This window comes from Streptomyces mirabilis (genome assembly GCF_039503195.1).
Lineage (GTDB): Bacteria > Actinomycetota > Actinomycetes > Streptomycetales > Streptomycetaceae > Streptomyces > Streptomyces mirabilis_D.
The window spans coordinates 4,314,857-4,340,174 of sequence record NZ_JBCJKP010000001.1 but is presented as its reverse complement, the minus strand read 5'-3'; the positions used below and the strand labels follow the sequence as shown (position 1 = coordinate 4,340,174).

Here is a 25,318-nt window from a genome sequence, read left to right as displayed (position 1 = left end):
CGCCGGATCAGCTTCCGCTGCCGTACGCAGCCGCCGCGTCCTTCTCCAGCGTCGCCTGGGTGCCCGCGACGTCGGTCGGGTTCTTCAGGAAGTCCTGGAGGTCCTTCCACTCACCCTTGCCGGGCGTGCCGCCGAAGGCCTGCGGGGCCTGGTCGGACATGTCGAAGCGGAAGTCGTCGCCCGACGCGATCAGGGACTTGGCGATCTTCTGCTGCACGGCGTTCGGGTACGCCGAGTTCGGCACGTTCTTGTTGGGGGAGAGGTAGCCGCCCAGCTTGGCCTGGATCGTCGCCGCGTCCGGGGAGGCCAGGAAGGTGGCCAGTGCCTGCGCCGCCTTGGAGTCCTTCAGGATGACGGCCGCGTCGCCGCCGGAGACCACGGGCGCCGCGCTGCCCACGGCCGGGAACGGGAACACCTTCGCGTCCGTGCCCACCTTGGCCTTGGTCTCGCCGATGTTGACCTGTGCGAAGTCGCCCTCGAAGACCATGCCCGCCTTGGGCTGGTCGCCGCCGGTGAAGGTCTGGGTGACGGAGCTCGGGAACTCCGTCTGCAGGGCGCCGTTCGCGCCGCCCGCGATGTAGTTCTTCTTGCCCCAGATCCCGGCGAGGGTGGTGAGGGCCTGCTTGACGGACGGATCCGTCCACTTGATCTTGTGCTGGCTCAGCTGGTCGTACTTCTCCGGGCCCGCCTGGGAGAGATACACGTTCTCGAACCAGTCGGTGAGGGTCCAGCCGTCGGCGCCGCCGACGGAGAACGGGGTGACACCGGAGTCGTAGACCGTCTGCGCGGTCGTCAGCAGGTCCTGCCAGGTCTGGGGCTCCTTCGCGCCCGCGTTCTCGAAGACCTTGGCGTTGTACCAGATCAGCGACTTGTTGGCGGCCTTGTAGTACACGCCGTACTGCTTGCCGCCCACCTTGCCGATGTCCTGCCAGCCCTGCGAGTAGTTCTTGGCGAGCTCGGCCAGGGCCTCGGGGCCGAGGGGTTTGGCCCACTTCTTGTCGACGGCCTGTTTGATGGCGCCGGGCTGCGGGAGCAGCGCGACGTCCGGCGGCTGGCCGCCCGCGATCTTCGAACCGAGGAAGTTGATGATCGGGTCCTGGGCCGCCACGAAGGTCACCTTCGCGCCGGTGCGCTTCTCGAACTCCGCGAGGACCGTCTTGAAGTTCTTCTGCTCCTCGCCGGTCCAGACGGCGGCGACTTCGAGGCTCTCGCCGTTGAGCTTGGGGAGGGTGACGGTGCCGCCGCTCGCACTGGCGCTGCTCGTACCACCGTTGCTGTTCTTGTCCTTGCTGCCACCGCCGCACGCGGTGAGGGCGAGCGCGACGGCGACGGCGGCTGCGGCGGCCTGCGCGGCCCTGGGTGACCTGCGGTGGTGTGCGGCTCCGCGTGACCTGTGCGTCGAGTGGTTGGGCGACTTGTGTGTACGAAGAGCTCTGTGCATCACTGCCCCGTTCTCGTTCTTCGTCGAACGTCCGGCGCTGTCCCGTGCGCTCTGGTCTACGCCTGGGACATCGAGGGCGGCAAGAGCGCCTGCGCTGTCAAGCGGGTGATCGTGATTGGGTCGTGACGTGGGCGGCTGTGCGAACGCGGTGCGGACTCTGTGCGGCGGGGGCGCTCCGGCGGTGGAATGGGAACAAGGAGGACTCGAAAGCCGGGTGATGGCGGGTCAGTCGGATGACGGCGGTTCAGTCGGGCGGCATGAGCTGGACGGGGCCGGTGTGGACAGCGCCGTCGAGGGGGCTGCCGTCGGTGCGGGTGCCCGCGCTGAAGGCGCCGTCGGTGAGCACGGGCACGGTCGTACTCGCGTCCACCTCGACCGCGATCGCCACGTCGTCGGCGAAGCCGCTCCGGACCAGTTCCAGAGCGGAGGAACATGCGGCCACGGCACCGGCCGCGTCGGGGGTCCCGGTGAAGGCGGTCCGGGCGGCCGCCGCCTCGGGCGACAGCGGTCCGGCGCCGCCCGCCGCCTGGAGTGCGGCGATGATCGCTCCGGCCCCCATCAGGTCCTCCACCCCCGGCCGCAGGCTGCCGTCCGGCCAGCGCTCGCCCGCGGCGATCACGGCGAGGGGCCGTTCCAGGGTTCCGTGACCATGGAGCGCCAGCCATCGGCCGACGGCCGACGCGTTGCGCAGACAGCCCGCGACCACGGTCGAGTCGCCCGCCGCCGCGGCGATGGCGGATCCGTTGGGCGAGGGGAGGACGAGCCGGGGGGTGAACGGGGCCCGCCGGAGCGCGGCGGGGGACAGCGACCAGGGAGAGGCCGCGGTGACCGCCCGCCGTCCGACCGCCAGTTCCGCGGCGTTGTCCCGGGCGAAGACGGACGCCGTCTCGTCCCGCCAGGCATAGGGGTGGACCCGGGTCCCCGCCTCGACGGCGACGTTCACGGAGGTGCTGAACGACAACACGTCCACCACCACGAGACACCCGACCCCGCCCGCGACCCGCTCCGCCCCACCGGCCCCCCACTCGAACCGGACCCCGTACTCCTGCTGCAGATACCAGTCACTCATGTCACTCATGTCCCTCATGGGGGCCGAGTGTCGCGTACGGGTGTCGAGGACCTACAGCAACGACGGCATCTCCACCGCCGCCACCGACTTCGCCGCCCGCTCCAGCGCGCTGGCCAGCAGGGCCAGGTCCGTGGGGCCGTTGCCGAGTTCGCGGACGGGGCGGCGGGCCGGGGGGTCGCCCATGCGGTGCCATTCGAGGGGGACGACCGTGGGGCGGAGGGTGGCCGTGCGGGGGATGCGGCCCGTGACCCGGCCGGCCTGGAAGGGCGTGAGGCGGCCGTCGGGAGTGGACAGACGGCCGCGGCCGGGGGCGGGTTCGTCCGCGCCGGGGGACACCGGGTCGAGGGAGATACGGAGCGAGGCGGCGCGGCCCAGTTCGGTGGTCGCCGTGCGGCCGTCGTCGGCGGCGGCTGCCACAAGGTGCACCCCGAGGCGGTCACCCTCGCGGGCGACGGCCTCCAGAGCCCGTACGACCGAACCGGCCGCCGGTCGTCCCGGGGAGCCCAGGGCGGGGGAGAGCAACGCGTCCAGGTCGTCGATGATGACGAAGAGACGGGCCAACGGGGGGCCCGGTTCCGCCCGTTCGCGGGCAGCCGCCGGGCGCAGCCGCAGGGTCGAACTGGGGGGCGCGTCGAGATCCGCGGCGCCGGAGGAGGAGGGGGAGCCGGAGCCGGGCTTCGCTCCCGGGGAGGGTTTGGGGGTGCGCTGGGCGACCATCCGGCCCGACATCTCGCCGCGCGTGTGCCACTCCGCGAAGTCGAGCCGACCCAGGAGCTCGGCCCGCCGCTTCAGCTCGGCGCTGAGCGCCTGGGCGAACTCCCGCATCCGTACGGGGTCGTTGGCGGTGAGGTGGGTGGTGACGTGGGGCAGGTCCGTACAGACCCGCAGCCCCTCCGCTCCTTGGCCCGCGCCGTGGCCCCCGGTGCCGTCCCGCCCGTCCATCAGCACGATCCCGAGCCGGTCGGGGCGCTCCGCGGCGGCCAGGGACGCGGCGATCGCGCGGAGCAGCTCCGTACGACCGCTGCCGGGCGGGCCCTCTATCAGCAGGTGCGGGCCCTCGGTGGGGAGGTCCACGGCGACCGGGCCGCGCGGGCCGGCGCCGAGGACGGCCCGGCCGCGGCCCCCAAGGGCCTCCGTGTCGTCCGCCGCGTCCGCCCAACGCGCCATGAGGGACGCCGGGGTGGCCCGGGCCAGTCCCAACTCGTCCAGCAGACGGGCCGCTTGAGGGAGCGGCGCGGACACGCGCGCGTGGCGGTCGGCGTGCGCCCCGTCCGTACGGAGGGGGGCCAGTGCGCGCGCGAAACGCTCCGCCCAGGCCAGTGACACCGCGTCCACCGCGGCGACCGTGCCGTGCCCCACGGGCCCGTCGGCTCCCACCCGCATCAGTCGCAGCGCCGTCGCCACATCCCCGCTGAGCAGCGCGACCGCCCCGCACTCCCGGAACGCCGGTGATGCCTCGCAGGCCGCCGCGTACGTTTCCGTCACCGGGGACGCGGGCGAGGCCGACACGGTCTCGGCCAGACACACCACGTGTATGCCCGCCCGCGCGCCCTCGTGCGTCAGCCGCAGCACCGTCTCCCGTACGTCGGCGCCTCCGGGGTCCCCGTCCACGACGAGCACGGTGAACGGCCCCTCGAAGTCCGGGTCGGCCCCCGTCGGGTCCTCTTCGCGGGCCCAGGACGGGCGCCGTGCGCCGCCCCGCGCGTCCACGGGGACGCGGTCGGCCTTGTCGTACGCGCCCCGGGCGCCGCCCGTTTCCGTCAGCTGGTCGTCCAGGCGGCGCAGGAGCTCGTCCGTGCGGGCCGTCGCCTGTTCACGGTCGTAGGCGAGGAGGAGACGGCAGTCCTGGCCGTGGGTGGGGCGCAGATGTGGGAGCCAGCCGAGCCAGGACCACTCGGCGGTGCGCTCCTCCACGGGGCGGGAGCGGTCCGCGCTGATCAGGACGATGTCGAGGGCGTCGGGGGAGTGCAGCGCGGCGAGCTGGGCGACCACCGAGCGGGTCAGTCCGGCCAGCCGCGCCCGCGGCCCCGCCAGGCCCAGCGAGCCGACCTCCCGCAGGCCCGCGGTCACCGGCACCGCGGGCACCAGCCCCGAACCGTCGGGGGCCGCACGGTCCGCCGTGCCCAGCCGCACCGTCAGCGTCTCCGGGTGGCCCGGGCCGCGCTCCCACAGCCGCGGTCCCGGACCCAGCGCGGTGAGCAGCAGCGTCGCGGGATCGGGCCAGCTCTCCGGGGCCTGTGGGGGCAGGGAGGCCGCCAGGAACTCCGCCGCCCCGTCATCCCCTTCCGTGTCGTACGGATCCCCCGGTCCGGTGCCCGGCAGTTCGTCCCGGGCGCCGGTCAGCCGACGCGCCCACGCGCCGAATCCGCTCCGCTTGCGCACTCCCGGCGGCACGTCGGTGCCCCGTGTGGGCGTGCCTTTGCGGGTGCCCGGCTCCTGACCGGCCGCGGCCCGGGGCGTGACTCCGTCCCCCGGCGTGTCGGGGCCGGACGGCCGCGCGGGCCTGCTCTCGATCCGGGGTGCCCGGCCCTGTTCGGGCACGACCGGGCCGTGCTCCTGTCCTCCGGGGACGCCGCCCGCAGCTCCCCACTCCGCCGATCCGAAGCCGTGATGTGTGTCACCGACGGGCGGCACGGGCAGCGCGCCGGCACCGGAGGCGCCCCCCACGCGCGCGTGGGGCACGACAGGAGCGGAAGGACCGGCGGGGGCGGTGGGACCGGCGTGGGACGACGAGGGGCCGGGGCCGGTGGGCGGCTTCGGGCGGGTGGCCGTGCCGGTGAGGGTGGTGACCCTGACGTGGCCCTCCCCGTCCGGCGTCGTGCCCACCGGATCCGCGCCACCGGGCGGAGCCAGTCGCAGGGCGGACTCGCCGACACGCAGCAGCGCGCCCTGCCCGAAGCGGACCGGGCGGGTGCCGACCTGGGTGCCGTCCAGCGTCGTGCCGTTCGTCGAGCCCAGGTCGGCGACCGAGACGCGGCCCTCGGGGGTGACCGTGACCGCGCAGTGCAGGCGGGAGACGTCGGGATCGTCCAGTGGGACATCCGCGTCGGCGGAGCGGCCGATGTCGATCCGGCCGCCGTGCAGCAGGTGGACGCCGCCCGCGTCGGGGCCCGCGACGACATGGAGCCGGGCCGCGACCCCGTCCACGTCGGGACCGGGTTCGGCGGGGCAGCCCAGGGACAGCACGGCGCCGTCGGTCAGGGGCGGCTCGCCCAGGGTGCAGCGCCGGCCGTCGAGGCGCTCGGCTCCCGCGTACAGCACGACGGGTCCTCCGCCGAGCTCTCGGCCGCGCTCGTGCTGGCCCGCGCCCTCACCGCCGACCGCCGAGGCCAGACCCGCCGCCACCGCCGCCAGCGCCGTCCCGGCGGGTGCGGTGACCAGCACATCGCAGGCCGCGGCTCGCCCCCGCGGCTCCGAGGGCGAGCCCAGCGGGTCTACGACGGTCAGCCGGATCTGCATCGCCGCCAGCGGTCCCTTCCGCGCAGGCGCCCGCGAGGAGGGCGAGGCTGTGCCGCGGTCCCCCACCGCAGATTCCCCCACCGCACACGGGCGCGTCGGCCAGTACTGAAGGCATCCTCGCACCTGTCACTGACAACACGCCCGCCCCCCACCGGCAAGTGATCTTGATTGGTCGGCTCTGCCCGTAAAAGTGCCTGACCAGTGCCCGACCGGTGCCCGCTTGAGATCGGTCACGTCGCCCCCGCGCACGCCGATCGGCAACCAACCGCCACATGCGAGCGTCTTTCCATCGAACATGTACGGGAACGCGTACGTGAGCGCTTATGCGAAGCACAGGTGCTTATGGGAAGCAGTGGGAAGCACAGGAACACGACAGTCCGGTGCCATGTGTCTCGGCACTACAGTGGAGCGGAAACCGCCACAGCACGCTGACGACGGCGGACGGACCAGGCAAGCAAGCAACAGGGAGCGCATGACGTGCGGCCGGTAGGGAGCAAGTACCTCCTTGAGGAGCCGCTTGGGCGCGGCGCCACAGGCACTGTCTGGCGAGCCCGCCAGCGGGAGACCGCGGGCGCCGAGGCGGCCGTCGCCGGCCAGCCCGGCGAGACCGTGGCGATCAAGGTCCTCAAGGAGGAGCTCGCCAACGACGCGGACATCGTGATGCGGTTCCTCCGGGAGCGCTCCGTCCTGCTGCGCCTGACCCACCCGAACATCGTGCGGGTACGGGACCTCGTCGTCGAGGGTGACCTGCTCGCCCTGGTCATGGACCTGGTCGACGGCCCCGACCTGCACCGCTATCTGCGCGAGAACGGCCCGTTCTCGCCCGTCGCCGCCGCCCTCCTCACCGCCCAGGTCGCCGACGCGCTCGCCGCCAGCCACGCCGACGGCGTCGTGCACCGCGACCTGAAGCCCGCGAACGTCCTGCTCAAGCAGGACGGCGGCCAGATGCACCCGATGCTCACCGACTTCGGCATCGCCCGGCTCGCCGACTCCCCGGGCCTCACCCGGACCCACGAGTTCGTCGGCACGCCCGCGTACGTGGCGCCGGAGTCCGCCGAGGGACGCCCGCAGACGTCCGCCGTGGACATCTATGGCGCGGGCATCCTGCTGTACGAGCTGGTCACCGGCCGTCCCCCGTTCGCCGGCGAGTCCGCCCTCGAAGTGCTGCACCAGCACCTGAGCGCCGAGCCGCGCCGCCCCTCCACGGTCCCGGACCCCCTGTGGACCGTCATAGAGCGCTGCCTGCGCAAGAACCCGGATCAGCGGCCCAGCGCCGAGAACCTCGCCCGCGGGCTGCGCACCGTCGCCCAGGGCATCGGTGTGCACGCCAACTCCGCGCAGATCGCCGCCGCGGAGGGCGTGGGCGCGCTGCTCGCCCCCGACCCGGCGCCGGCCGCGGTGCCGGGCGTGCCCGGCGCGGCCGACCCCACGCAGGTGCTGCCGCACAGCGCCCCGGGGGCCTACGACCCGAACGGCGCGACCAGCGTCCTGCCGCACACCGGCGCCCCCGGCATGCCCGGCGCCGCCGACCCCACCGCCGTACTGCCGCACCGCGGCGCCGCCGACCCGACCGCCGTGATGCCGCCGGTGCCCCCGCACCAGCCGGGGCAGCCGGGGCAGGGCGAGGACCCGCACCCCTGGCAGAGCCAGCTGCGCGCGGCCCGGGACCGCAACGAGCAGACCCAGGTCCAGTACCTCGACCCCGGCCAGGACCCGCTGCGCCGCCGTCCGCAGCGGCAGGTCGCGCGTCCGCAGCAGCGGCCCCAGCAACAGCAGCGCCCGCCGCAGGGGCAGCAGCCGCCGCCCGGATACGGGTATCCGCAGCAGCAACAGCCGCAGCAGTACGCGCCTCAGCAACAGCCTCAGCAGCCGCAGCGTCGTCAGAGGCAGCAGCAGGGGTACGCCCCCGCGCCCCAGCAGCAGGCGCAGCCTCAGCGGTACGCGCCCCCGCCGCAGCAGCCCGAGGCGCCGGCGCCCCGGCAGTCGCGCGAGCCGCGGCAGCGCAGCGCCAACCCGATGAAGATCCCGGGACTCGGCTGTCTCAAGGGCTGCCTGTTCACGATCGTCATCCTGTTCGTCGCCGGCTGGCTGGTCTGGGAGTTCAGCCCGCTCCAGCACTGGATCGGGACGACCAAGGGGTACTGGGGCATGCTGAAGGACGGGTTCAACACCGCCACCAAGTGGATCGGGGATCTCGGCGGTTCCGGTAATTAGCTCCCTCCGATTCCCTTTTGATTCCCGGTGAATCCCTCGCGGTTCTCTCGTGGCTCTGGGGATTTGTCGACATCTGACGGGTGATTTCCGTCTCCGGAGTGAAGGTTGGCTCTTCGGACGCGTACTTTTAGCGGCAACACGCGTCAGTAGGAGCAGTCTTGGCACGGAAGATCGGGAGCCGGTACACCGCCCACCAGATTCTGGGGCGGGGCAGCGCCGGCACGGTGTGGCTCGGTGAGGGACCTGAGGGGCCCGTCGCCATCAAGCTGCTGCGCGAGGACCTCGCGTCCGACCAGGAGCTGGTGGGCCGCTTCGTACAGGAGCGCACGGCTCTGCTCGGGCTCGATCACCCGCATGTCGTGGCGGTGCGGGACCTCGTCGTCGACGGCAATGACCTCGCGCTCGTCATGGACCTCGTGCGGGGCACGGATCTGCGCACCCGGCTCGACCGGGAACGGCGGCTGGCGCCCGAGGCCGCGGTCGCGATCGTGGCCGACGTCGCGGACGGGCTGGCGGCGGCGCACGCGGCCGGGGTCGTCCACCGGGACGTGAAGCCGGAGAACGTGCTGCTGGACATGCAGGGTCCGCTGGGCCCGGGGGGCTCGCACCCCGCGCTGCTCACGGACTTCGGTGTGGCCAAACTCATCGACTCGCCGCGGCGGACCCGGGCCACGAAGATCATCGGGACGCCGGACTATCTCGCGCCCGAGATCATCGAAGGGCTGCCGCCGCGGGCCGCCGTCGACATCTACGCCCTGGCCACCGTGCTGTACGAGCTCCTCGCCGGGTTCACGCCCTTCGGGGGCGGGCATCCCGGGGCGGTGCTGCGGCGGCACGTGACCGAGACGGTCGTACCGCTTCCCGGTATCCCCGAGGAGCTGTGGCAGCTGATCGTGCAGTGCCTGGCCAAGGCGCCGGCGTCGCGGTTGCGGGCCTCCGAGCTGGGGGCGCGGTTGCGGGAGCAGCTGCCGCTGCTGGCGGGGATGCCGCCGCTGGACGTCGACGAACCGGACGGGGAGTCGGCGGAGGACGTCCCCGAGGGGGGCGAGACGGCGGAGCCGACGGTGCCGGCCTCGCGGGTGCGGCGGGGGGCGGTGCCGTTGGTTCCGGGGGCTGCGCCGGACTCCAACCGGGACACGCACACGTCGATGCGGGTGCCGGGGCCGGACGAGCTGGCGGGTGGGGCGCGCGGGACGGCTCGGGCGCCGCGGGCGGCGGGGGCGCCTCGGCCGGGGTCGGCCCGGCACCGGGCGTCGGCGCGGCGACGCCGGATCACGTTGGGGGTGGCGGGGGCCGTTCTCGTCGCCGCGGTGGGGGTCGGTACATGGTTGGCCACGTCGGGTGACGACGCCGGGGCGACGCCGCACGACACGAAGAACTCGGCCCCGGCGTCCCCCTGACCCCCGCCCCGACCTGGGGCTCCGCCCCGGACCCCGGGTTGTCTGGCCGCGGGCCGGTGGGGGCTGATCGTGCGGTTCCCCGCGCCCCTGAGGGGCTGCGGCTTCGCCCCTGGCCTCGGGCTGGGGGTTGTGCGGCCGCGGGCCGGTGGGGGCTGATCGTGCGGTTCCCCGCGCCCCTGAGGGGCTGGGGCTTCGGCCCGAGCCCCCTGGTGGGTCTTTGTCTGCGGGCCGGTGGGGGTGGTCGTCGCCCCCGTCGGACGAGGGGCGAGCCTCGCTTGCGGCAGCCGTTACGCTGGAGGCGTGGCAGTCGTCGATGTATCCGAAGAGCTCAAGTCCCTCTCCTCGACCATGGAGTCGATCGAGGCCGTCCTGGACCTCGACAAGCTGAGGGCAGATGTCGCCGTGCTCGAGGAGCAGGCGGCCGCGCCGTCCCTGTGGGACGACCCCGACGAGGCGCAGAAGATCACCAGCAAGCTGAGCCACCTCCAGGCGGAGGTCAGGAAGGCCGAGGCGCTGCGCGGGCGTATCGACGATCTGAGCGTGCTCTTCGAGATGGCCGAGGAGGAGGACGACCCGGACACCCGTGCCGAGGCCGAGTCCGAGCTCGTCGCCGTCAAGAAGGCGCTGGACGAGATGGAAGTGCGGACGCTGCTCTCCGGGGAGTACGACTCCCGTGAGGCCGTCGTCACCATCCGTGCCGAGGCCGGCGGCGTCGACGCCTCCGACTTCGCCGAGAAGCTCCAGCGCATGTACCTGCGCTGGGCCGAGCGCCACGGATACAAGACCGAGCTCTACGAGACCTCGTACGCGGAAGAGGCGGGCATCAAGTCCACCACCTTCGCCGTCCACGTCCCGTACGCGTACGGAACGCTCTCCGTGGAGCAGGGCACCCACCGCCTCGTGCGCATCTCGCCGTTCGACAACCAGGGGCGCCGCCAGACGTCCTTCGCGGGTGTCGAGATCCTGCCCGTCGTCGAGCAGACCGATCACATCGAGATCGACGAGTCCGAGCTGCGCGTCGACGTGTACCGGTCGTCCGGCCCCGGCGGCCAGGGCGTCAACACCACCGACTCCGCGGTGCGCCTCACGCACCTCCCCACCGGAATCGTCGTCTCCTGCCAGAACGAGCGGTCGCAGATCCAGAACAAGGCGAGCGCGATGAACGTGCTCCAGGCCAAGCTGCTCGAGCGGCGCCGCCAGGAGGAGCAGGCCAAGATGAACGCCCTGAAGGGCGACGGCGGCAACTCCTGGGGAAACCAGATGCGTTCGTACGTCCTGCACCCCTACCAGATGGTCAAGGACCTGCGGACCGAGTTCGAAGTCGGCAACCCCGAGGCCGTTTTCGGCGGGGAGATCGACGGATTCATCGAGGCCGGAATTCGCTGGCGCAAGCAGCAGGAGAAGTAGTTCGAGGTATCAACATCACCTTGATGCCTCTTTGTCGACAAGGCAACTGCCGCCCATCGGGCGGCAGTTGCCTTTTGTGTGGGGGAATTCTGGGTTTTACGTCACAGTCACATGTCCGCACGGCAGGCAAATGTCACTGATCCGGACATCGCGTACGCAACGACCTTGACGTTGCTGTGAAAACTGGGAATGGTGGCGCGTGGCATGCGTATCTCCGGGGCGCATGTGAACCGGGGGGCTGAGCGAGCCACCTGTGACGCCGTGGCCCCGGGCGCTGCTCCATTGACGATCAGCTACTGGGGGTAGCAAGCAAATGACCATGAAGACGCGGATCCGCGTGGCACGCATAGCAGCCGGTGTGGTGATCGCCGCCGGTGCTTCGCTGACTGCCGCGGGTGTTGCCTCGGCTTCCGGCGGCGGTGGCGGTGTCGGTATCGGTGTCACGATCCCCGACGGAGACCCGAGCGCCACCCCGACCGAGACCGGCATTCCCAGCGGCCCGGCCACCCCGACGACGGAGCCGGGCACCACGCCCCCGACGACGCCCACCATCCCGAGCACGCCGACCGGCCCGGCCACGCCGACCACCACGCCGCCGACCGACGAGCCCACCGACCCCACCGAGAACCCCACCGAGCCCACCGACCCGACGGACAGTCCGACGGACGGTTCCGGCACCGGTGGCAATGACAGCAACCCGGACGGCGGCTCCAAGCCCGTCGAGCAGGGCAAGGGTTCCTCCGGTCTGACCGACACCGGCGCGAACACCTCGTCCGACACCTCCGCCCAGGGCAAGAAGGGACAGCTGGCCGAGACGGGTGCCGCCGAGACCGCGTTCCTGCTGGTCGGTGCCGCCACGATGATCGCGGGCGGTATCGGCTTCCGTCTGCTGCCGCGCCTCGTGAACGGCCGCGGCGCCGCTGCCTGACGCGGCTGAGCGCAGCGCGAGAGGGGCCCGGAGCAAGCTGCTCCGGGCCCCTCTCGTGTCAGACGCATCAGCGATGCTCGGGATGGTTCACAGGGTGACCGACCGTCTCGGACGGTGACCACCATGAAGAACACCGTGACGGTCATCATGACGATCATCATGGTGACCACCTGAGATGGTGACCGAGGTCACACCGCTGCTCTCAAGAGACTCATACCGTCTGGTGCGCCAGCAGCGCCACCGCCGCGATCAGCACGGCGAGCAGCGCGATCAGCGCCATCGGGTTCATTCCCGCGAAGGGGCTCTCCTGCTGCAGCCGCTCCCGGTTCGCGCGGCAGACCGGGCAGCGGCCCTCGCTGACGGGCGCCGCGCAGTTCGCGCACACCAATCGGTCGTACGTCATGCGCTAGCCCTCCTTGCGCCATCCTCCGCCGTTTACATAACGCTGCGGGGAACGCAACCGTTCCCCTTCCACTGTGCCAGGTTCCGCGGGAAACGGCGCGGCTCGCCTTATCCTGCCCTGTGCTCCGTGGGTTAGGCGGGGAAACGGACGCTTCCGGAGGGGCGGGCGGCGTCGGGTTCACGGCTGCCGACCGGTGGGGGCCGTACGGGCCCGTACAAAGACCCGTACAAAAGGGCCCCGCCAAAGACCTGTACAAAAACGCACAAGCCCCGCACAACCCCCGCGCAACCCTGACCGGCGACTGCGCTCGTGCACCCGGTTCGCGTATGGTCACGCTCACCTACCCCCGGCGACCCGTGGTGCATCCGTGATCCGATTCGACAGTGTCTCCAAGGTCTACCCCAAGCAGACCCGCCCCGCTCTCAGGGATGTCACCCTGGAGGTCGAGCGTGGTGAGTTCGTGTTCCTCGTGGGGTCCTCCGGCTCCGGAAAGTCCACCTTCCTGCGGCTGATCCTCCGCGAGGAGCGGACCAGCCACGGCCAGGTGCACGTCCTGGGCAAGGACCTCGCGCGCCTCTCCAACTGGAAGGTGCCGCAGATGCGCCGCCAGCTGGGGACCGTGTTCCAGGACTTCCGCCTGCTGCCGAACAAGACGGTCTCCGAGAACGTCGCCTTCGCGCAGGAGGTCATCGGCAAATCCCGCGGCGAGATCCGCAAGTCCGTGCCCCAGGTGCTCGACCTCGTCGGGCTCGGCGGCAAGGAGGACCGGATGCCCGGCGAGCTGTCCGGTGGTGAGCAGCAGCGCGTGGCCATCGCGAGAGCCTTCGTGAACCGGCCCAAGCTCCTCATCGCGGACGAGCCGACCGGTAACCTCGACCCGCAGACCTCCGTCGGCATCATGAAGCTGCTCGACCGCATCAACCGGACGGGCACCACCGTGCTGATGGCGACGCACGACCAGAACATCGTGGACCAGATGCGCAAGCGCGTCATCGAGCTGGAGCAGGGCCGCCTCGTCCGCGACCAGGCGCGCGGCGTCTACGGCTACCAGCACTGACGACGGTCCACGGAAAGGCTTAGCAGACGCCATGCGCGCCCAGTTCGTTCTGTCGGAGATCGGTGTCGGTCTCCGTCGCAATCTGACGATGACCTTCGCGGTCGTCGTCTCGGTCGCCCTCTCCCTCGCCCTGTTCGGCGGTTCGCTGCTGATGAGCGACCAGGTGAGCACCATGAAGGGCTACTGGTACGACAAGGTCAACGTCTCGATCTTCCTCTGCAACAAGAGTGACGCGGAGTCCGACCCCCACTGCGCCAAGGGGGCCGTGACCGCCGAGCAGAAGGACCAGATCCTCGGCGACCTCAAGAAGATGAGCGTCGTCGAGAAGGTCTCGTACGAGTCGTCGGACCAGGCGTACAAGCACTACAAGGAGCAGTTCGGCGACTCCCCGCTGGCCAGCTCCCTGACGCCGGACCAGATGCAGGAGTCGTACCGCATCAAGCTGAAGGACCCGCAGAAGTACCAGGTCATCGCGACCGCCTTCGACGGACGCGACGGCGTGCAGTCCGTGCAGGACCAGAAGGGCATTCTGGACAACCTCTTCGGGCTGCTCAACGGCATGAACTGGGCCGCGCGCGCGGTGATGGCGATGATGCTCGTCGTCGCCCTGATGCTGATCGTCAACACGGTGCGCGTCTCGGCGTTCAGCCGGCGCAGGGAAACCGGCATCATGCGGCTCGTGGGCGCCTCCGGGTTCTACATCCAGGCGCCGTTCATCATGGAGGCCGCGGTCGCCGGACTGATCGGCGGAGGCGTCGCCTGCGGGTTCCTGTTGGTCGCGCGGTACTTCATCATCGATCACGGCCTCGCGCTGTCCCAGAAGCTGAATCTGATCAACTTCATCGGCTGGGACGCCGTGCTCACCAAGCTGCCGCTCATCCTCGCGACGAGTCTGCTGATGCCCGCGCTTGCGGCGTTTTTCGCGTTGCGCAAGTACCTGAAGGTGTGACGCATGCCAAGGGGGCCGTACTGCCAACCGGCGGTACGGCCCCTTGCGTTGTCCTAGACTCACCGCCATGTCAGGCCGAGACCTGTTCTGCCAGCCCCGCCGTGCAGGCCGCGGGGCCGCCCTGACATTGCTTTTCGCGAGTGTCCTCGTCGCGGGGGCCGCGACCGGGTCCTTCGGTGATCCCGACCGGAAATCCCCGTCTCCCTCGGCGCGTTCGACCCCGGCCGCCCACCGTGAGACGGTCACCGACGCCGCCGCCGAGGCGATGGCCGACGGCAAGTCCCCCATGGAGGCCGCCGAGCGGGCCGTCAGCCGCAGCGGGGACCGCTGGGGCGCCGTCTACTCCCAGGGCGAGTACGAGGAGTTCGAGGAGGCCCTCGACGGTCAGTACACGGGCGTGGGGCTGTGGGCCCGGCGCCAGCGTGACGGCCGGATCGAGGTGACCCGGGTGCAGAGCGGCTCGCCGGCGGCCGCCGCCGGGATCCGCACGGGCGACCGGCTGCGCAGCGTCGACGGCGAGAAGGTGGACGGCCGGCCGGTCACCGAGGTCGTCTCGTTACTGCGCGGGGACGCGGACGACGCCGCCGCCGGTACGAAGGTCTCCCTCGGCCTGGAGCGCGGCACACGCGCGTGGAGCGAGACGCTGCGCCGGGCGAGGCTGTCCACGGACTCCGTGACCGTCCGCAAGCTCCCCGGCGGCGTCACCGTGATCAAGGTCGCCGCCTTCACCAAGGGCGTCGGTGACGCCGTACGGACCGCCGTCGCGCAGGCCCCGGGGCACGCCGGGATCGTCCTCGACCTGCGCGGCAACTCCGGCGGACTGGTCACCGAGGCCGTCACCGCCGCCTCCGCCTTCCTCGACGGCGGCCTCGTCGCCACCTACGACGTCAACGGCGCGCAGCGCTCCCTGCACGCCGATCCCGGCGGCGACACCACCAGCCCCCTGGTCGCGCTCGTCGACGGCGGCACGATGAGCGCGGCCGAACTGCTCACCGGGGCCCTCCAGGACCGTGGCCGTGCGGTCGTCGTGGGCTCCAGGACCTTCGGCAAGGGCTCGATCCAGATGCCGAGCCGGCTGCCCGACGGCTCCGTCGCCGAGCTGACCGTCGGCCACTACCGCACCCCGGCCGGGCACACCGTCGACGGGCGGGGCATCACCCCCGACCTGGAGGTGGACGCGGAGGCCCTGGAGCGGGCGGAGACCGTACTCAGCGGTCTCGGCGACCCTTCGTAGCCACCGGCTCGGCGCTCTTGTAATCGGCTTTCCCCCGGACCCCCCTGTAGTGCGAAAATGGTCAGCACTATGAGCAAGGGAATGTACGTACCGAAGGAGTCCCAGCCCAAGCAGGGCGGAGGGGCCGCGAAGGCCAAGGACGGCAAGCGCAAGATCGTCGCGCAGAACAAGAAGGCACGGCACGACTACGCGATCATCGACACCTACGAGGCCGGGCTCGTCCTGACCGGCACCGAGGTGAAGTCGCTGCGCCAGGGACGCGCCTCGCTGACCGACGGCTTCGTCCAGATCGACGGGAACGAGGCGTGGCTGCACAACGCCCACATTCCCGAGTACAGCCAGGGCACCTGGACCAACCACACGGTCCGCCGCAAGCGCAAGCTGCTCCTGCACCGCGAGGAGATCGACAAGCTGGCGTCGAAGTCGGAGGAGACGGGTCACACGATCGTGCCCCTCGCCCTGTACTTCAAGGACGGCCGCGCCAAGGCCGAGATCGCGCTCGCCCGCGGTAAGAAGGAGTACGACAAGCGGCAGACCCTGCGTGAGAAGCAGGACCGCCGGGAGTCGGACCGCGCGATCGCGGCGGCGAAGCGGAAGCAGCGGGGCGAGTAGCCACGGGGAATACGGTGGCATCGACGTGCGTTGTTCACGTACGATGGGACTGCACCTCACAGCGGGTGCGCAACCCTCTTCGGAGGGGCTTGAAAAAACAACATGGGGATGATCGGTTTCGACAGCGGCTGTCGAAGCAGGGGAAGCGTGTCGAGGAAGCGACAATGATCTCGTTAACCATATGTCGCAACCAATAATCGCCAATTCCAAGAGCGATTCCCAGTCCTTCGCCCTCGCTGCCTAATAACAGCGACTGAAGGACCCTAAATGGGTGTCAGCCCGGGGGTGTTCCCGACCCGGACCCTGGCATAATCTAGGGAACTAAACCATCGAGCCCGGTCACGGGGTTCGATGGGAAATCAAACAGTGGCTGGGCCCGTCGGCGACTTGTTCGCGTGATCGCCGGGGCCGAGAAAATCACAGCGAACTGCACACGGAGAAGCCCTGATTCTGCACCGGTGGACGCGGGTTCGATTCCCGCCATCTCCACGATCAGGAGGTCCTCCCGGACCTCCACATCCCATGTGGGCAAAGGCCTCGTCGCTTTCGAGCGGCGGGGCCTTTGTCATGCGTCATCATCCAGCTGAAGGACGTGGGCACGTCTCACCCGCCCGAACACCTCGCGAGGAACTCATGGCGGAACAACGGGAAGCACGCTTTTTGATCCACGACGAACCCCAGTACCTGCTCGTCCGAGCCGGAGGCGAGCCGTCTCCTTTGTACGGGCCGGCGGATCCCGAGGACCACGAGGACCTCGGCGCCTTCACCCGTAACGCCCCGCTGGACGATGACGGGCTGGTCCTCCCGGCGGACTTGGCGGATGCGCTGTGTTCCTGGTCGTTGTCCCGCCCATCGGACGGTTTCCCGTCCCGCCGGCACATGCGGAGGTACGTCGAACGGGGATTGGAGATCGCCCGGGCGGTGGCGAGGCGTCTGGGACCCGCTTGGGTGGTGCGGTACTGGGACGAGAGGCAGGGCGGGGCGAAGTTCGTGTGCTGGGGGTGCGGACGCCTGGACTGGGCCCTTGAGGAGCACGGCGAGCCCCCGCACCCGCTCCACATCGTGGTCGAGGGCGAGTTCACGTGGTACCCGCTCCGCGCGGAGGGGTTCGGAGACTTCGCGCCGGACGGTCCTGTCGGCAGTCTCCATCTGTCCGAGGAATTGGTGGCCGATCTGTACGCGTGGGCGAAGAGCATCGACGCCACGGTGAACCTGGACCTGCGGGACCGGGAGGACGGTAAGTACGACGACGAGTGGGAGCGGCTGTTCCACGAAGGGACGGAGCTGGCGAGACGTGTCGCGCACGAGCTCGGCCCCGCCCGGAAGGTCACCTACAAAGGCCTGGCGAACCGCGGTACGGCCGCCATGACGTCGGTCACCTGGCAGGGGGACCGGAGGGTGTGAACGTCCGCCGAACACGACGACCGGTGACGTGCGGTTCGTGTGCGCCGTGAGAGACCTGAAGGGCTGGAGGGGACGACTGTGACGGGACGGCAGGAGCCGTACTACGTGGACTACGACGCGGACTTCGGGCTCAGTGGGCTGGCCGAGGCGTTCACGCTCTCACCCGCTCCGGAGGACACCGGCGCGGCACTCGGGCTCGTCACGGCGAAGCTCGACGCGTATGACCGAGAGTGTCCCGTGGGCAGCGTCGATCATCTCAGCGCGGATGAGCGGAGCATCCTCGGCTATGACACCAGCCACGACGACTGGGGGTACGCCGACGAGCTGCGCGAGGACGTGCGCGGGCTCGTCGAGTCCCCGCTGCCGGACGAGGCGATCCGGGCCGTGTGGCGAGCCGCCGCCGGGGGAGGGTGGGATCCCGCGGCACACGGCATGAGCGCCCGTGACTGGCTGCGGCGCATCGACGAGATCTGCGCCGCACGCCCGCCCCGGAAGATCCCCGGGCGGCGCCCGGCACCTACCTCGTGGTGGGGCACCTGGCGGCCGGCGGGCGACGCAGTGCGTGACGACGTCGTCGCGGAGATCGCGGGGATCGCGGAGACACGGTCCTGTCGCGAGCGGTCGGGCGGTCCCCTCCCTTCCCCCGACACCCTGTCGGCCCTCGAAGAGGTGGCCGCCCGGGTGGATCCCGATCTCGGCTTCCGGCTCTTCCTCCGTGCGCTGAAGGTGTACTCCGTGCGGATCGAGAAGGCGCGGTACGACCGGTTCCAAGCGCTCGGCGAGAGGCTCAGCCACCCCGCCGCGCTCATCGACCTCGGTCTCGACATCGCGTGGCCGCCCATCGACACCGCCCGTCGCGATGCCACCTGGGACTTCGGGTTCTCCCACCTCGCCGGGCAGGCCCACCAGGACTGGCGTGAAAGCCGGGAGGAGATCCGGAAGGCAGCCGAGGGCGGCGACATCGGGCAGACCCCGGGCTCCGCGGCGGCCGCCCTCCTGGAGGACACGCTCCGGCTGCTGCGGTCCGCGCTGCCCGACGCCGCGGTCACCGCCCTGTGGGCCGGGGCCTCGAACAGGCCAGGAAGTACCGACGGCCGGGACTGGCTTCGGCTGATCGCGGACGTGTGCCGGGAGCGGCTGAGGGAGGCCGCCCCCGCGTACACACCCGTCGTGGCGCCCGCCCGCACCGAACTCGCCGACACGGTGCTGCGGGAAGTCCGGGAGACGGCGCCCGCCGTGGTGGACAAGGTCGTCAGCCCCCACTGGCATCCTGTTCCCGCCACGGACGTCATGGACGCGCTGGAACACGTGGTCACCCGGATCGATCCCGATCTCGGGTTCCGCTTGTTCCTCCGCGTCCTGAACACCCTGTCCGTGCCACTCACACAGGAGCAGTACGATCGGTACAAGGCGATCGGCGAGCGCTTCGGGTACGGCGAGTATCACGTCTTTGACGTGGATCACCTGATCGAGGCCGGCTGACCCGCCTCAGCGCAGGGTGAACGTGGACAGCCGCACACCCCCGCTCAGCACCAGATACACGCTCGTACGCCCCTTCGCCGCGCCGGTGAGGGCGGCGGTCACCGTCGTGTAGTCGTACGGGGATGCCGTGCCGCCCGTACGAGCGGTGCCGACGAGCGGGCCGGTCGGCGAGCCCAGCCGTACCTCGACCGTGCCGGACGATCCGGCGACGCGTGCGCCGAACTCGGACACTCCAGAACCAAGTCGGGCGTCCGAGAACTTCAGCCAGGCCCCGTCGGCCGTCGCGCCCACCGCCGTCCCGCGCGCCTTCGACTCGTCGACCAGTCGGACGGAACCGGGGGAGTAGTCGTCGAAGTTCTCCGCCCGGGTCACCTTCGTGAGGTCCCGGGGTGGGATCGTCTCGCCCCGTACCGTCCATGACGTCCGGGAGCGGATGTCGGCGGACGAGGCGCCGACCAGGATGTCGTACGTGCCGCTCTCCACCACCCACTGCGAGCGGGTGACGTCCCAGTGCGCGAGGTCCTTCGCCCGGACCTTCAGCCGGACCGTCTTCGTCTCGCCCGGCTTCAGGGACACCCTCGCGTACGCCTTCAGCTGCTTCAGGGGCTGCTTGTCCCTCGATGCCCGCTGGTGGGTGTAGAGCTGGACGACCTCGTCGCCCGCCCGCTTGCCCGTGTTCGTGACCGCCACCTCGTAGCCGCCGTCCACCCTCTTCGGCGCGCCGTAGCGGAACGTCGTGTACGACAGGCCGTAGCCGAACGGATAGAGCGGCCGCCCCTTGAAGTACTGGTAGGTGCGGTCGGACTTGATGATGTCGTAGTCGAGGATGGAGGCAAGGTCCGATGCCGACCGGTACCAGGTCTGGGTGAGGCGGCCCGCCGGGTTCGTGTCGCCGTAGAGGACGTCGGCGAGCGCGTTGCCCGTCTCCTGGCCCGCGTGGGTGGTCCACAGGAGGGCCGGGACCTCCTTCTGGAGGGTGCCGAGGGTGGTCGGGTAGCTGTTCTCCACCACCACGACCGTCTTCGGGTTCGCCGCGCGCACCGCCCTGACCAGGGCCTCCTGCGACGGGGCCAGACCCATGTCCGTACGGTCGTGGGCCTCGCGACCGTTGATCGCGGGCATCGAGCCGACCACGACCACCGCCGTGTCCTTGCCCCGCACCGCGGCCACGGCCTCGTCCACGCCGCTGCGGACGACATCCTTGGAGTAGTGGGCGGCCGCCGACTTCTCGACCAGACCCAGGGTGCCGTCGGGGCCCGTCGGGCCGAGGTAGACCGGGTTCGACCACCAGGACTCGGTGGTCTCGTATCCGGCGTACCGGAGCAGGTACGTCCCGTCGTCCTGCCGCTCCAGCTCGAACTGCTGCTGGACGTACCAACCGTTGGGCTGGACCTGGTCGTTGACGAAGTTCGACCAGTTGTAGCCGACGTACTTGCCGTTGGCGGCCGAGCGCAGGGTCACGATGCCGGAGCCCCAGTCGAACGCGTCGAACTGGGCCGACACCCCTGTCTCGGTGCTCTCCTTCAGGGCTCCACCGGCCTGAGACGCCCCCGCCGTCACGTACTTCCCCGTCGCCGTGTCCCTCAGCGCGATGCGGTCGACGCCCTCGCTGCTCCCCACCGAGGCGCCCAGCTTGGTGGCGATGCCGTCGGCGGGCGTGACCGCGTACGGCAGCGTGCCCGAGTACCAGTCCGTGTAGAGGGTGTCGGCGAGCGGACCGACCACGGCCACGTTCTTCGCCGAGGCCTTCAGGGGCAGTACGCCGTCGTTCTTGAGCAGGACCGCGCTCTTTGCCGCCGCCTCGCGGGCCAGTTTTCGGTGGGCCGGACTGTTGATGACCGACTGGTCGATCGAGCCGTACCTGCCGCCGTTCGGGTCGAACTCGCCGAGCCGGACGCGGACGGCGAGGATGTGGGAGACGGCCGTGTCGACGTCCGACTCCTTCAACAGGCCCGTACCCAAAGCGGACTTGACGGCCGTGGTCGTCGGGGCCGAGTCGCCGTTGTTGTCCGTGAAGCTGTCGATGCCTGCCTTGAGCGCCGCCGCGTCGCCCTCGGCGAGGGTGTCGTAGTAGTTCTGGGTGCCGGGGAGCAGGTTGCCCGGGGCGAAGGCGTCGGTGACGTTCAGGAGATCTCGGGAGGTCCACGTCCGTACGACGTCGTCCAGGTCCGGGTTCACCGTGTCGGGGCGGCCGTTGACCAGGTTGTACGACGCCATCACGCCCGTCGTCGCGTCCGCCTCGACGGCCGGTCTGAAGGCCGCCTCGTCGTACTCGTGCTGGACGCGTGGGCGCAGGTCGGAGGAGGTGGTCGCGCGGTTCACCTCGTTGTTGTTGGCGAGGTAGTGCTTGAGGGTGGGGGCCGTCTTGAGGTGGTCGGGGTCGCCGCCGGTCAGGCCCTCGCCGTACGCCGTGGAGATCGAACCGGTGAGATACGGGTCCTCGGAGTAGCCCTCCTCGTTGCGTCCCCAGCGCGGGTCGCGCAGCAGGTTGACCACGGGCGCCCACAGGTTGAGGCCCCAGCCGTCGGGGCGCTCCTGCTGGAAGCCGCGCGCCTCGTCGCCGACCGCCGAGCCGACCTGCTGGATGAGCGCCGGGTCCCAGGTGGACGCGAGACCGATCGCCTGCGGGAAGACGGTCGCCCTGCCGAGCCAGGCGACGCCGTGCAGGGCCTCGGTGCCGGTGCGGAAGGACTGGATGCCGAGGCGGGGGATCGCGGGCTCGTACTGGTGGAGGAGGGAGACCTTCTCGTCGAGGGTCAGCCTTCCCAGCAGGTCGTTCACGCGTTCGGTGACGGGGAGGCGGGGGTCACGGAAGGCGTACGCGGGGTCGTCCGCCCCTGCCGGAACGGTGGCTGTCAGACCGGCGGTCAGCGCCAGCGCCAGGACGAGGGAGGCCCGCTGTCTTGTCCTGCTTCCTCTGTTTCTCCTGCTTCTCTTGCCTTTCCTCATGTCACGGCTCCTCAAGAGATCAGCGTGCGCGGTGCGGTACTCGCGCGTTCCGTCAGCCGGGGTGCGAGGAGCGTGGCCTCGGGTACGTCGGTGCCGCCCAGCTTCTTCATCAGCAGTTCCACCGCCCGCGCGCCCACCTCGGTGGACGGGATGGCGACGGAGGTGACGGGGACGCGGACGTTCTCGGCGAGCTCGTCCGGGCAGATCGCGGTGACGGAGAGGTCGAGGGGCACGCGCAGACCGAGCTGCTCGAAGGCGTCGATCAGCGGTTCCAGGACCGGTTCGTTGTGCACGACGACGCCGGTGAGCGCCGGCTGTTCGCGCAGGAGCTGTTCGGCGACCCGGCGGGCGGCGGCGGGCGAGGCCTCGCAGGGGTGGACGGAGGACGCCAGCCCATTGCGGTCGGCGGCGGCGGTGAAGCCCTCCACCACGCGCTGGGCGAACGCCGTCCCCCGTACGTACACCTCCGGCGGCGACCCGACCAGCGCCACGACCCGGTGCCCGAGCCCCGCCAGCCGCTCGACGCACAGCTCGCCCGCCGCCTTGAAGTCCAGGTCGATGCAGGTCAGCCCGGCGGGCCCGGCAGGGAACCCGATGAGGACCGAGGGGCGGTCCAGGGCGCGCAGCAGTGGCAGCCTGGGGTCGTGGAGCTGGACGTCCATCACGATCAGCGCGTCCACCAGCGCGGTGTCCGCGACCCGCCGCAGCCCCTCCTCGCCCTCCTCCTGCGTCAGCAGCAGGACGTCGTGGTCGTGTTGCCGTGCCGCCGTCACCACCGACACCGCGAACTGCATCACCACCGGCACATGGATACCCGCCCGCAGCGGTACCACCAGGGCCAGGACGTTGGACCGGCTGCTCGCGAGGGCGCGCGCCCCGGCGTGCGGGCGGTAGCCCAGTTCGCGGATGCTGGCCTCGATGCGTCGGCGGGTCTCCTCGGAGATGGGGCGCTTGCCGCTGAGGGCGTAGGAGACGGTACTGGGGGAGACCCCGGCGTGCCGCGCCACATCGGTGATCTTCACCATCAGGCCGGCTCCACCGTGAGGAACCCGGTCCCCGCCCGTGCCCGCGCGGTCCGCTCCCCTGAGGCCAGCCCCCAGGGTGCCGAGGGATCACTGCAGGACGCCCGGAGCGTGTCTCCTTCCCGTACGACGGTGAAGGTCACATCGCCGACCCGCACCGTCGCCTGGGCGCCCCGCTCCAGGCCGTACGCCCTGAGCGTGACCCCGTCGGCGTGGACGTAGTCGGGCCGGTCGTCCACCGCGCCCACCGGGATCACCGCGCCCGGCCGCACGAGCAGCGGCACGCTCAGGAAGCCGTGCCGCTCGCGCACCCAGCGCGGACCGGTCACCGTGTGCTCCGTGAGGTAGTGGGTCCAGGTGCCGTCCGGAACGTAGTAGGAGACGTCTCCCTCGTCGCTGAACACCGGCGCGACCAGCAGGTCCGGGCCGAGCATGTACTGCCGTTCCAGGTGCGCGCACCCCGGATCGTCGGGGAATTCGAGGACCATCGCCCGCATCATCGGCACGCCCTCCGCGTGGGCGGCGCGGGCGACCTCGTACAGATAGGGCATGAGGCCGAGCTTCAGCCGGGTGAACAGCCGCAGCACGTCGACGGCCTCCTCGTCGAACAGCCACGGCACCCGGTAGGAGGACGAGCCGTGCAGTCGGCTGTGGGAGGAGAGGAGCCCGAAGGCGATCCACCGTTTGAAGAGGGCCGGTGTCGGTGTTCCCTCGAAGCCGCCGATGTCGTGGCTCCAGAACCCGAAGCCCGACATGCCGAGGCTGAGCCCGCCGCGCAGCGACTCCGCCATCGACGCGTACGTCGCCTCGCAGTCGCCGCCCCAGTGCACCGGGAACTGCTGGCTGCCGGCGGTCGCCGAGCGCGCGAAGACGACGGCCTCCGCCTCGCCCCGGTGCTTGCGCAGCACCTCGAAGACCGTGCGGTTGTAGAGGTAGGAGTAGTAGTTGTGCATGCGTTCCGGGTCGGCGCCGTCGGCGTACGCCACGTCGACGGGGACCCGCTCGCCGAAGTCGGTCTTGAAGCAGTCGACGCCCTGGTCGAGCAGTGCCTCCAGTTTCGAGGCGTACCAGTCGCGGGCGGCCGGGCTGGTGAAGTCGACCAGCGCCATGCCCGGCTGCCACAGGTCCCACTGCCACACACTTCCGTCGGGCTTCCTGAGCAGATGGCCCAGGGCCTTGCCCTCAGCGAAGAGCGGGGAGCGCTGTGCGATGTACGGGTTGATCCACACGCAGATGTGCAGGCCCTTGTCCTTCAGCCGGGTCAGCATGCCTTCGGGGTCGGGGAAGACGCGCGGGTCCCACTGGAAGTCGCACCAGTTGAACTCGCGCATCCAGAAACAGTCGAAGTGGAAGACGGAGAGCGGGAGTTCGCGCTCCCGCATGCCGTCGATGAAGGAGGTGACGGTGGCCTCGTCGTAGGAGGTGGTGAAGGACGTCGACAGCCACAGGCCGAAGGACCAGGCGGGCGGGAGGGCCGGGCGGCCGGTGAGCCGCGTGTACGTGCGCAGGATGTCCTTCGGGGTCGGCCCGTAGATCACGTAGTACGTCAACTGCTGTGTCTCGGCGCTGAACTGGACCCGGGAGACCGCTTCCGAGGCGACCTCGAAGGAGACACGGCCCGGGTGGTCGACGAAGACGCCGTAGCCCGCGTCCGTCAGATAGAAGGGGACGTTCTTGTAGGCCTGCTCGGTGGCGGTGCCGCCGTCGGCGTTCCACATGTCCACCACCTGGCCGTTCTTGACGAGCGGGCCGAAGCGCTCGCCGAGGCCGTAGACCTGGGTGCCGACCCCGAGGTTCAGCTGCTCGCGCAGATAGTGGGCGCCGGCCGCGTCCCGCATGATGCCCATGCCCTTGGGGCCGCTGGTGGTGAGGACGCGGCCGTGGGCGAGGAAGTCGACGTGCCAGGGGGTGGTGCGGGCGACCCGGACGGACAGGGCGCCCGCGGTGAGGGTCGCGTGCTCGTCGTCGTACTCCACGGTGGGGGTGCTGTGTTCTTCCGGGGGACCCCGGACCCCTGGACACGCCTGTGCAGCTCGAAGCGGGGGCCGCGCGGTTCCTCGCCCTGGAAGTGCGTGAACGTGACGCCGATGACGTCCGGCATCGGCGCGTGCGCGCTGATCGTCACGACTGGTCCCTTCAGCAGGTCGCCGCGGTGGCGGATGGGCTGGGTCGGCGCGTGGATGTCGAGGGTTCCGTCGGACGCGCTGACGTCGAGGACCTCGACCGGGTGGGCCGCGGTGACGCCTTCCCGCAGCAGCCAGTAGCCGTCGGTGAACTTCACGCCCACA

At 70.9% G+C, this 25,318-nt stretch carries 16 protein-coding genes, 1 other RNA gene and 1 pseudogene; 11 read left to right on the top strand and 7 right to left on the bottom strand.

Annotated features, from left to right (window positions below):
- Positions 1-7: 7 nt before the first annotated feature.
- The 3 genes from AAFF41_RS20130 to AAFF41_RS20120 form a co-directional block, all read right to left on the bottom strand.
- Positions 8-1,441 carry an ABC transporter substrate-binding protein gene (locus AAFF41_RS20130; RefSeq protein ID WP_343324366.1) on the bottom strand — a complete coding sequence of 478 codons (1,434 nt, stop codon included), beginning with the start codon at positions 1,439-1,441 and terminating at the stop codon, positions 8-10.
- A 244-nt stretch (positions 1,442-1,685) separates the two neighbouring features.
- Positions 1,686-2,519 (bottom strand): 2-phosphosulfolactate phosphatase, encoded by an 834-nt coding sequence (locus AAFF41_RS20125; RefSeq protein ID WP_319747507.1) that lies wholly within the window; start codon positions 2,517-2,519, stop codon positions 1,686-1,688.
- Between the two features lie 42 nt (positions 2,520-2,561).
- Positions 2,562-5,969 carry an FHA domain-containing protein gene (locus AAFF41_RS20120; RefSeq protein ID WP_319747509.1) on the bottom strand — a complete coding sequence of 1,136 codons (3,408 nt, stop codon included), beginning with the start codon at positions 5,967-5,969 and terminating at the stop codon, positions 2,562-2,564.
- Positions 5,970-6,446: 477 nt separating this feature from the next.
- Between AAFF41_RS20120 and AAFF41_RS20115 the strand changes: the two genes are divergently transcribed.
- The 4 genes from AAFF41_RS20115 to AAFF41_RS20100 all read left to right on the top strand — a co-directional run bounded on the left by AAFF41_RS20115 (position 6,447) and on the right by AAFF41_RS20100 (position 11,918).
- Positions 6,447-8,183, top strand: a complete 1,737-nt coding sequence (locus tag AAFF41_RS20115; RefSeq protein WP_319747511.1) for a serine/threonine-protein kinase — start codon at positions 6,447-6,449, stop codon at positions 8,181-8,183.
- A 158-nt stretch (positions 8,184-8,341) separates the two neighbouring features.
- Positions 8,342-9,583: a serine/threonine-protein kinase gene (locus AAFF41_RS20110; protein ID WP_075029041.1), complete on the top strand. Its 1,242-nt coding sequence runs from the start codon at positions 8,342-8,344 to the stop codon at positions 9,581-9,583.
- A 300-nt stretch (positions 9,584-9,883) separates the two neighbouring features.
- Positions 9,884-10,990 carry a peptide chain release factor 2 gene (prfB, locus tag AAFF41_RS20105; RefSeq protein ID WP_054229629.1) on the top strand — a complete coding sequence of 369 codons (1,107 nt, stop codon included), beginning with the start codon at positions 9,884-9,886 and terminating at the stop codon, positions 10,988-10,990.
- 313 nt (positions 10,991-11,303) lie between these two features.
- On the top strand, positions 11,304-11,918 hold the full coding sequence (locus tag AAFF41_RS20100; protein WP_319747513.1) for an LPXTG cell wall anchor domain-containing protein: 615 nt from the start codon (positions 11,304-11,306) through the stop codon (positions 11,916-11,918).
- Positions 11,919-12,129: 211 nt separating this feature from the next.
- Here AAFF41_RS20100 and AAFF41_RS20095 read toward each other — a convergent pair whose 3' ends face one another.
- A complete protein-coding gene (locus AAFF41_RS20095; RefSeq protein ID WP_054229631.1) occupies positions 12,130-12,321 on the bottom strand; it encodes a hypothetical protein in 192 nt (63 codons plus the stop codon).
- A gap of 367 nt (positions 12,322-12,688) precedes the next feature.
- Here AAFF41_RS20095 and ftsE point away from each other — a divergent pair, with 367 nt between their 5' ends.
- The 7 genes from ftsE (at position 12,689) to AAFF41_RS20060 (ending at position 19,059) form a co-directional block, all read left to right on the top strand.
- Positions 12,689-13,378 carry a cell division ATP-binding protein FtsE gene (gene ftsE / locus AAFF41_RS20090; RefSeq protein ID WP_054229632.1) on the top strand — a complete coding sequence of 230 codons (690 nt, stop codon included), beginning with the start codon at positions 12,689-12,691 and terminating at the stop codon, positions 13,376-13,378.
- Between the two features lie 31 nt (positions 13,379-13,409).
- On the top strand, positions 13,410-14,327 hold the full coding sequence (ftsX, locus tag AAFF41_RS20085) for a permease-like cell division protein FtsX (RefSeq protein WP_319747515.1): 918 nt from the start codon (positions 13,410-13,412) through the stop codon (positions 14,325-14,327).
- A gap of 67 nt (positions 14,328-14,394) precedes the next feature.
- Complete coding sequence (locus AAFF41_RS20080) at positions 14,395-15,561, top strand: S41 family peptidase (protein WP_319747518.1); 1,167 nt, start codon at positions 14,395-14,397, stop codon at positions 15,559-15,561.
- Between the two features lie 69 nt (positions 15,562-15,630).
- A complete protein-coding gene (smpB, locus tag AAFF41_RS20075; protein WP_054229635.1) occupies positions 15,631-16,173 on the top strand; it encodes an SsrA-binding protein SmpB in 543 nt (180 codons plus the stop codon).
- A 104-nt stretch (positions 16,174-16,277) separates the two neighbouring features.
- Positions 16,278-16,665, top strand: a transfer-messenger RNA (tmRNA) gene (ssrA, locus tag AAFF41_RS20070).
- A gap of 141 nt (positions 16,666-16,806) precedes the next feature.
- The gene (locus AAFF41_RS20065) at positions 16,807-17,577 is read left to right on the top strand and encodes a hypothetical protein (protein ID WP_343324365.1); all 771 of its coding nucleotides are present in this window, start codon (positions 16,807-16,809) and stop codon (positions 17,575-17,577) included.
- Between the two features lie 78 nt (positions 17,578-17,655).
- Positions 17,656-19,059 carry a hypothetical protein gene (locus AAFF41_RS20060; RefSeq protein ID WP_343324364.1) on the top strand — a complete coding sequence of 468 codons (1,404 nt, stop codon included), beginning with the start codon at positions 17,656-17,658 and terminating at the stop codon, positions 19,057-19,059.
- A gap of 6 nt (positions 19,060-19,065) precedes the next feature.
- Here AAFF41_RS20060 and AAFF41_RS20055 read toward each other — a convergent pair whose 3' ends face one another.
- The 3 genes and pseudogenes from AAFF41_RS20055 to yicI form a co-directional block, all read right to left on the bottom strand.
- Positions 19,066-22,008 (bottom strand): glycoside hydrolase family 3 protein, encoded by a 2,943-nt coding sequence (locus tag AAFF41_RS20055; RefSeq protein WP_343324363.1) that lies wholly within the window; start codon positions 22,006-22,008, stop codon positions 19,066-19,068.
- Positions 22,009-22,019: 11 nt separating this feature from the next.
- Positions 22,020-23,033, bottom strand: coding sequence for a LacI family DNA-binding transcriptional regulator (locus AAFF41_RS20050; RefSeq protein WP_319747526.1), 1,014 nt, complete (start codon positions 23,031-23,033; stop codon positions 22,020-22,022).
- Positions 23,033-25,311, bottom strand: a pseudogene (yicI, locus tag AAFF41_RS20045) (alpha-xylosidase). Before yicI ends, AAFF41_RS20050 begins: the two are co-directional and overlap by 1 nt.
- Between the last annotated feature and the right edge of the window lie 7 nt (positions 25,312-25,318).